The 8,154-nt window shown below is 70.1% G+C and carries 8 protein-coding genes; 6 read left to right on the top strand and 2 right to left on the bottom strand.

Annotated features, from left to right (window positions below; translation table 11 throughout):
• Nucleotides 1–41: 41 nt before the first annotated feature.
• The 4 genes from B9S58_RS21275 to B9S58_RS39305 are packed head-to-tail and all read left to right on the top strand — an operon-like array spanning nt 42 to nt 3,444.
• Nucleotides 42–1,451 (top strand): radical SAM/SPASM domain-containing protein, encoded by a 1,410-nt coding sequence (locus tag B9S58_RS21275; protein ID WP_258044804.1) that lies wholly within the window; start codon nt 42–44, stop codon nt 1,449–1,451.
• Nucleotides 1,451–2,044, top strand: coding sequence for a flavoprotein (locus B9S58_RS21280; RefSeq protein ID WP_103533685.1), 594 nt, complete (start codon nt 1,451–1,453; stop codon nt 2,042–2,044). Before B9S58_RS21275 ends, B9S58_RS21280 begins: the two co-directional genes overlap by 1 nt.
• Nucleotides 2,045–2,071: 27 nt before the next feature.
• Nucleotides 2,072–3,151 (top strand): MFS transporter, encoded by a 1,080-nt coding sequence (locus B9S58_RS21285; RefSeq protein WP_258044806.1) that lies wholly within the window; start codon nt 2,072–2,074, stop codon nt 3,149–3,151.
• On the top strand, nt 3,148–3,444 hold the full coding sequence (locus B9S58_RS39305) for a hypothetical protein (protein ID WP_258044807.1): 297 nt from the start codon (nt 3,148–3,150) through the stop codon (nt 3,442–3,444). Before B9S58_RS21285 ends, B9S58_RS39305 begins: the two co-directional genes overlap by 4 nt.
• 41 nt (nt 3,445–3,485) lie before the next feature.
• Here the strand turns inward: B9S58_RS39305 and B9S58_RS39310 are convergent, their stop codons facing one another.
• The gene (locus B9S58_RS39310) at nt 3,486–3,860 is read right to left on the bottom strand and encodes a hypothetical protein (protein WP_258044808.1); all 375 of its coding nucleotides are present in this window, start codon (nt 3,858–3,860) and stop codon (nt 3,486–3,488) included.
• 319 nt (nt 3,861–4,179) lie between these two features.
• Here B9S58_RS39310 and B9S58_RS21290 point away from each other — a divergent pair, with 319 nt between their 5' ends.
• Together B9S58_RS21290 and B9S58_RS21295 are read left to right on the top strand one after the other, a co-directional pair.
• The gene (locus B9S58_RS21290) at nt 4,180–5,643 is read left to right on the top strand and encodes a radical SAM protein (RefSeq protein ID WP_258044809.1); all 1,464 of its coding nucleotides are present in this window, start codon (nt 4,180–4,182) and stop codon (nt 5,641–5,643) included.
• Nucleotides 5,644–6,196: 553 nt separating this feature from the next.
• Nucleotides 6,197–6,514, top strand: a complete 318-nt coding sequence (locus tag B9S58_RS21295) for a hypothetical protein (RefSeq protein ID WP_103533686.1) — start codon at nt 6,197–6,199, stop codon at nt 6,512–6,514.
• 126 nt (nt 6,515–6,640) lie between these two features.
• Here the strand turns inward: B9S58_RS21295 and B9S58_RS21300 are convergent, their stop codons facing one another.
• Complete coding sequence (locus B9S58_RS21300; protein WP_103531556.1) at nt 6,641–8,032, bottom strand: IS1380 family transposase; 1,392 nt, start codon at nt 8,030–8,032, stop codon at nt 6,641–6,643.
• Nucleotides 8,033–8,154: the final 122 nt, after the last annotated feature.

Below are 8,154 nucleotides of genomic sequence, written 5' to 3' on the forward strand. Positions count from 1 at the left end.
GGCGGGTCCGGCGGCAGCGACCGCCGGACCCACCGGAGAAGATGCGCCGGACCGCCGTGCACCCGGACACCCAGTGGAGCGTGATGATGGACCAAGTCAGCAGATACCTGGTGCTGAGCGACCGCGCGTATGCCGACACCACCGGCGTCCCGGTCCGGCTTGCCTATAGCACCCGCACCGCGAGCACCATCGCGGTGGACCTCCCCACCGCGCGGGCACTCGAGGCCGGCGACGCCGGCGCGCTCACCCCGGCCTGGACCGGCGCCATGCGCGCGGCCCAGCTACTCGTGCCGGCCGGCGAGGACGAGCTGTCCGCCGTACTCGACCGCAACCGGCGGGCGTCGGCGGAGCGTTCGGCGGTGCACATCGCTCTGTTGCCGACCTCCTACTGCAACATGGGCTGCGCCTACTGCGGCCAGGAGCACACCCGAGGCGGGCTGTCCCACACCCATCGCAGCCGGGTCCGCGACCGCGTGCTGCGCGCCGTGACCGCCCCGGAGACGCGCAGCGCCCGCATCGACTGGTTCGGGGCCGAACCGATGATGGGCTACGCGGTCATCCGCGACCTCGCCCCCCGGTTCGTCGCCGCCGCCGCCGAGCGCGGGGTCGCCTACTCCTCTGTGATCGTCACCAACGGCTCCCTCCTCACCCCGAAGAAAATCAACACGCTCATCCACTCCTGCGGGGTCACCCATTTCGAGATCACGATCGACGGGCCGCCGGATATACATAATGAACACCGGCCACTGAAAAGCGGCCGCGGATCTTTCTGGAACATCGTGCGCGCCGTGCGTTCCGTACTCGACGAACCGGATCTGGGTCCCACCCATTTCGCGTTCCGAACGAATTTCGATGTGCACAACCAGGACGCCATCCCCCGCTATGTCGAGCTGATGGCGGAGCTGGGTTTCAGTCACCCCCGCGTGTCCTTCTCGATCTTTCCCGTCCACTCGTGGGGAAACGACGTATCGGCGATCGAGGTGTCCAAGCACGAGTTCGCCGCACGCGAGACGGGGTGGCTCCGGCTGCTCGCCGAGCACGGGCTGCACACGCAGCTGATGCCGACCACCGCGCGGAAGGTCCTCTGCCCCGCCACGACCCGCTCGTCCGAGATCATCAGCAGCACCGGCAACATCTTCTCGTGCAGCGAGTACCCCCTCGTCCCCGAGGCCGAGCGCACCCTCGCGCTGACGCACATCGACCGGGCAGGCACCGAACCGGTCCGGCCGCTGGGCCCCTTCGACGGCTGGAACGACGAGATCGCCGAGGGCACCACCTGGTGCAAGGGCTGCGTCTTCATGCCCACCTGCGGCGGCGCCTGCCCCAAGGCATGGCAGGAGGGCCATCCGCCCTGCCCCAGCTACAAGTACAACGTTCAGGACAGGCTCGATCTCATCGCCGCCCAATGCGGCCTGCGCGAAGTGGCCGGTGAGCCCGCCGGAGCCCGGTGATGACGGCGGAGACCGGCCCGGACTCCCCTCGCCGGCTGCTCATCGGGGTGTGCGGCTCCGGCAACGTACTCGCCGTTCCGCAGTACCTCATGGCCCTGCGTACCGGCCTCGGACCCGGCGTCGAGATCCGCATGGCCATGACCCGCTCCGCCGCCGTGCTCGTCCCGGCCGCCACCATGCGGCTGCTGTGCCGGGACGTCTACTGCGACGGCGAGGACGAACTGACGACCGGCCATGTCGCCCCCGCCGTCTGGGCGGAGCGGTTCGTCGTCCTGCCCGCCACGGCCAACATGCTCGGCCAGGCCGCCAACGGACTCGCCTCCGGACTTCTCAGCTCCGCACTGCTCGCCCATGAGCGCCCGGTGTTGTTCTTCCCGAGCATGAACAGCCTGATGTGGGAGCGCCCCGCCGTCCGCCGAAACGTGGACCGGCTGCGCGCTGACGGTCACGCCGTGGTGGACCCGGTGCCCGCCCCCGCCTGGCAGATCTCCGCAGGCGACGTACGCAAGAACCTCGGGCTGCCGCCGCCGACCACCGTGACCGCGGTGATCCGCGAGTTCCTGGACATGAACGTCCGCCCGCTCGGCGGCTGAGCATCGGCACCAGCACGAGGAGGACACGTGGCACCCACCGGACAGAGGTTCCGTAAGGCACTGACCAGCGGACCGATGTCGGTGCGCGGCTTCCGGCTGCTGCTCGTCGGGCAGCTCTTCTCCACGGTCGGCGACTACTGCTACGCCGTGGCGCTGCCGTGGCTGATTCTCTCCGGTGACGGCGGTCCCGTCCTGCTCGGCACGGTCCTGGCCTGCTACGGCATCCCCCGCGTCGTCACCATTCCGCTGGGCGGCCTGGTGGCCGACCGGATCGGCGGCCGGCGGGTGATGCTCGTGGCAGACCTGGTGCGGGCCGTGGCCGTGGGCATCCTCGCGGTGCTCGCCTCGGCCGGAACACCGACACTGGCCCAGCTCGCGCCCATCGCCGTCATCCTGGGCGCCTGCTCGGGGATCTTCATCCCCGCCTCGTACACCCTTCTGCCCGAACTGCTGCCCAAGAAGGACCTGGGCCGGGGCAACGCCCTGTCGACCATGGTCAACCAGGTCGGCGGACTCCTCGGGCCGACGGCGGGCGGCGCCCTGGTGGCCGCCTTCGACGTGGGCCTGGCGCTCACGGTCGACGCCGCCTCCTTCCTCGTGTCGGCGCTGGTGCTCGCCCGGATACGCTCCGGCGCGACCGCGGAGGCGCCGCAGCAGGACGGGCCCGCGGGTGCCGACGAATCCCCGGCCCGCAAGACGTCCTTCGGCGAACTGCTTCGCCATGGGAGGCTGTTGCACGTTGTCTTGGTGGTGGCCCTCGTCTGCAACCTGGCCTTCGCCGGCACGATCGAGGTGGCCCTGCCCGAACTGGCCCGCCAGGGCATGGGCGCCACCGGCTACGGCGTCCTGCTGACCTGCCTGAGCCTGGGCGGTCTGGCCGGTTCGCTGGTGGCCGCCCGCAGCCTGCCGGTGGAGTCGCCCGCCTATCTCTTCGCCGTCCTCGCGGTCGTCATGGGCATCGCTCTGGGCGCCGTCCCGTACGCCGGGGGCCTGGTCGGCGCCGCGGTGTGCGTGTGCGTCTACGCGCTGGCAAGCGGCTGGCAGAACATCGTCGTGGTGACGATGCTGCAGGTCTGGGCCCCCCGGCACTCATCGGCCGGGTCATGAGCTTGGTCATGCTGGCCGTCATGGGCGCCTTCCCGGTCTCCGTGGCCGTGGCCGGCTTCGGGGTCCGCCACCTCGGCGCGGCCCCGTTCTTTCCGGTGGCGGGCGCGGCCATCGCCCTGTCCGTACTGGGCGCGCTCACCCAGCGCGCCTTCCGCGACCACCGCGCCGGCACCGAGTACGCCCCACCGGTCTCCGTACCGGAGGAAGCCCCGCAGAGCGGGCCCGCATCCGGCGTGCCGGCCGCCCGTGCCACGCATCCACGGCAGGAAAACAGTCAGGAGTCACAGCAATGAGCGTGTTCGTCCCGTTGGGCAGGCCGCAGTTCGCAGGGGAGTCAGACCACGGTCGGCGGCCGGGCCGGGGCACCGGCAACACCGCCTACCTGCTGGTCAATCCGCCGGTGACCGACCCGACTACCGCCTACCACTCGATCCCGTACCTCGTGGGTGCCGCCCGCGAGGCCGGCCACACCGAGTACGGCTGTGTAGACGCCAACCTCGACACCTTCACCTACCTCGCCGACCCCGAGCGCTTCGGCGCCGCTCTCGGCGCCGCCCGCCGCGCCCGCGCCGAGATCGAGGCCAGGTCCGCCGCCCCGCGTCGGCACGACGAGATCCGTTACCGGCAGGCGCTGGCCGCCGAGGGCCTGACCGCCACATCGGCCCGCGACGCGATCGGCGTGTTCCAGGACCCCGAGCACTTCTGCCACCCCCCGACCTATGCCCAGGCGGTTGCGGTGATGAGCCGGTGGTGGGACCTGATCGCCCTGGAGATGCCGCCCGGTACGGCGGACGGCTTCTCTATGCGGGCGAAGTCCGTCGTCAACCTGTGCAGTACGGCGGACCTGTCCGACTCGGCGGTCCCGGCGGCCGTGGCCCGCCCCTTCGAGGGCTACTTCGCCGACGAGTTCGTCCCGAAACTGCGCGAACGCCCCTGGGCGGTGGTGGGCCTGTCGGTCAACTACACCAGCCAGCTGCCCGTCGCCCTGAGGATGGCGCGCCTGATCCGGACCGTGCTGACCCGACACGGTGATCGTCTTCGGCGGCACCGAGGTCGGCGACGTGGCCAAGTACGCCCCGGACCCCGCGGCCCCGTGGCGGGTCTTCCAGGACGCCGACCTGATCGTCCCCGGCGAGGGCGAGACCGCCCTCATCGGCATCCTCGACGCGGTCGGCAACGGCGCGGTCCGGGGCGGCGACGCCTTCGAGGCCATCGGTGGCGTGATGACCAGGAGCCGGCCGGCCCCCGACATCGCGTACGGCAGCGTGGCGGCGCTCGCCTCACCGGCGTACGACGTGTGGGACTGGGAGCGATACTGGGCACCCGAGCCGGTGATTCTCTACAGCCCGACCCGGGGCTGCTACTGGAACAAGTGCACCTTCTGCGACTACGGCCTCAACACCGACCGGCCGACCTCGCCGTCGCGTGAACGCCCCGTCGCAGCCGTGCTGGAGGACCTGCGGGAGGCGAGCCGCTACGGCAGGACCCTGTACTTCGCGGTGGACGCCATGTCTCCCCGCTATCTGGGCACCCTCGCCGCCGCCCTCGCGGAATCGACCCTGGACCTGCGGTGGGCCGCCGAACTGCGGTTGGAACGCACGTTCCCCAAGGGTGCCGTGGGTGAACTCCTCGCGGTCTCCGGCTGCGTCGCGATCTCCTTCGGCTACGAGTCCGGCAGCCAGCGGATCCTCGACCTCATCGACAAGGGGGTCGGGATCGACGTCGTCCCCGATGTCCTGACCGAGCTGGCACGCAACGGCATCGCCGCCCAGATGATGGGCTTCACCGGCTTCCCCACCGAGACCCGGGTGGAGGCGCTGGCGACGTACGAGTTCCTCCAGCACCACGAGAAGCTGTGGACCACCTCGGGCATCGGGGTGTTCTCGCTGACGCCCGGTTCCATCGTGGCCAAGGACCCCGGCCGCTTCGGGATCGAGCTGATGCCGCTGTCCGCCTCCGACGGCATCCGGCGCTACGTGCCCTGGCGGGACCGGGAGACGGGCGAGGTCCACTGGCCGGCGCAGGAGGACCCGCGGATTCCCCGCGAGTACATCACCGGCCACTGCAGGACCAGCTTCGACCGCCCCTTCGTCGGCGGCATCGACTCCGCGCACAGCCTGCTCTACTACGCGCGTTTCGGCCGGGGACTACTGCCCGAGGCGCCCGAGGGGTCCGGTCGCGAGGTGGAGCCCCGCGTCCGCCTGGTTGAGGAGCCCGTGGTGAGGGTCCCGTTCGCCTCCGTCGACGAACTGACCGGCGTCGACGAGCTGATGGCGGAGGTGAGCCGCAGGAGCAGGACGCACCTCGACACCACGTCCGGCGCGTACGGGGACTGGCTGGACGGCCCCGGCACGGCCCGCCCCGGGACCTGCGGCGTCCTGGTCATGGCGCACGGCGACCTCGTCGAGGTGCCCGCCGGAGTGGACTTCGGCACGGACAACGCCATGACCCGCGCCCTGCGCGCGATGCTCGCGACGCAGGCGCGGGTCTGAGAACGCCCGGGGGACCGGGCCGGACGATGGAGACGCCAGGCGTCTCGAACCCGGGGAAACTGGGTATTCGACCGGCTCGGCCGCCGGGTGCGAGGGTCGTGCCGACCCTTGTCCTTCGTCCCTCGGAAAGGCCCGGAGTGCCCGGCCCGGCACCACGGTCAGCGCGCCGACGACGATCAACGCGAGCAGCACCGTGTGGGTGGCGCCGAGATCGAGCCCCGCCGTGCCGACGCTGGACGAGGTGGTAGATCTCAACCGATGACCCACGCTGAGCCTGGCACTTCCCAGCGGCCCCGCCAAGATCAACGACGATTCAGGACAAGCTCCCGATCCACGGCCTGCAGGCGCCTGGTCGACACGGAGTGTGACTGACAAGGGCAAGGGAGGGGTGGTGACCGAGTGGGCGGGGTGCACTCCGGGAGGCCGTGACCGGGTGCTGAGCAGGTGATGCGTTTAAGAGGTCGCGCAGATAGGCGGCCGCTGGGACGGCGTTGAGGGTGTGTACTCCAGCTGGGCTCAGAAGACACCGGTTACAGAGCGCTATGAGGGAGCCATGGCTGTCACCTACTTGATGCTCGCGCGGCTACCTGAAGGGGGCTTGGACGCCTTCGACGCTTATGAAGGGGCTGTCCTGCCTCTCCTTGCTGAGCATGGAGGGCGTCTTGAGCGTCGACTGCGCACTCTGGACGATCAGGTCGAGGCCCACCTCATATCCTTTCCCGGCAGCGAGGATCTCGCTGCCTACCGGGCGGATCCCTGGCGTTCTGCCGCTGCACCACTGCTTGAGGCTTCTGGAGCAGCGGTCGAACTGCTCGCGGTGCGCGACCTCTTAGCCTTGATCCACCGAAGTGGTTTGAGTGTGATCTTCTGATCGGTTTCTGGGCCGGTTCGGGTCGGTGGCTGGGTATGGGCAGGTTGTATCCGCTGGTTTGCCCAGCTTTTCCACGGTGTGGTTCCGGTCGGGCCCTTGCGGGCGGGTGGACGGGGGCTGTTCGTGTCAGCCGGGTGGCCCGTGGGCGGTGTCGAGCAGGTGTGTCCAGGCGTGCTGCCAGGGCCAGTTGCGTGGCAGGTGCAGGGTGATGCGCCGTGCTGAGCGGGCGATCCGGGCCGGAACGTGGACGAGGTGGGTGCGGATCGTGGTGGTGGTGGCCCTGGCGTGGAACGTGGAGGCCAGCGCGCCGGCGGCCCGCAGCAGGTTGTAGGTCATCGCCCACAGCGTGAGCCAGGCGGCGTTGGCGTTGAAGTTTCCGGACGGAAGGTGGGCCAGAGCCCCGGCTTTGCTGTCGGCGATGACCTGCTCGATGACGGCGTGGTGACGGTGTTCCTGCTCGGCCTGGAGCGTCGGGGCGGGCTGGTCGGTGAAGAACGGGTGGTAGCGCCAGACGGGAAACAACTCGCCCTGTTCGCCCACAACGGCGGGTTTGGCCAGGTCACGGACCCGGCGCACGATCAGCCGGGCGGTGACCCGTTCGCTCTTCTTGCGGCCGGTGAACGCGGTGTAGGCGGGTATCTCGGCGACTTCGGCGTTGGAGATGAGTTCGCCGGTCTCCGGGTCGGGCACCGCGGTGGGGTAGGTGATCTGCTGCCATGCCCCGTCGGGAATGCCCAGGACGGCCCGTTTGATGGAGGGGTTCATCCCGCAGGTGATCGAAAAGCGGGCTCCGGCCCGGCGGCAGGCGGCGATCACCCCGCCGTTGTAGAACTGCGAGTCCGCTCGCAGGATCCGGGTGCCGGTGCAGCCCGCCTCGGCGGCGGTGGCGAGTGCCTCGCTGACGAATTTCGGGGCTCCACGGGAATCGGCTGCCTTGCCGCGGCGCATCCGTACTGCGGCGATCACCGGGCGCGACTGTGGGGTGCAGATCGTGGCGAGCAGGGGGTGCATGGTGCGGATGCCCTTGAACCGGCCGTACTCGGCGCCCTGCTTGGCCCGGCCGTAGACCCGTTTGTGGGTGGAGTCGACGTCGATGAACGCCGTCGTGCCGGAGCCGGGCAGCAGGGGGGTGTGGGCGGCCAGACCGGCGAGGAACCTGCGGTGGACGGCGTGGAGTTGGAGTGCGTGGCCGTGGGTGAACGCGCGGAGGAACGTGCCCAGCGTGGACGGCGCGCGGATCCCCCGGAACAGGGCCGGCATCGCACCGTGCCGCAGCACGTGGAGGTCGTCGATACTGTCCGCCCCCGCCGCCATGCCGGCCACGATGCTGCTGACCTTGGCACCCGCCGCGGCCCCCGCGCCGTTCGCTGTCCCGGTCAGCCTCACCTTCTGGGCCACCAGACGCGAAAGACCACACCGCTCGGCCAGCCGCATCACCGGAACCAGCCCGGCCAGCGCGACCAGATTCGGATCATCGAACGCAGCGGAGACCGCCGCCGGCGTATGGGAAACTTGCATCTCGGAAGTGCCTTGCCGATCGTGCGTGCTGGAAGCCTGAAGAACTCCCATCATCACAGGTCACAAGGCACTTCCTCGTTTCCGGAAGAGTCATCCACAGACATCACGTCGGTGGATCAAGG

Origin of the sequence: Streptomyces sp. SM11, assembly GCF_002910905.1 — a bacterium.
Taxonomy (GTDB): Bacteria; Actinomycetota; Actinomycetes; order Streptomycetales; family Streptomycetaceae; genus Streptomyces.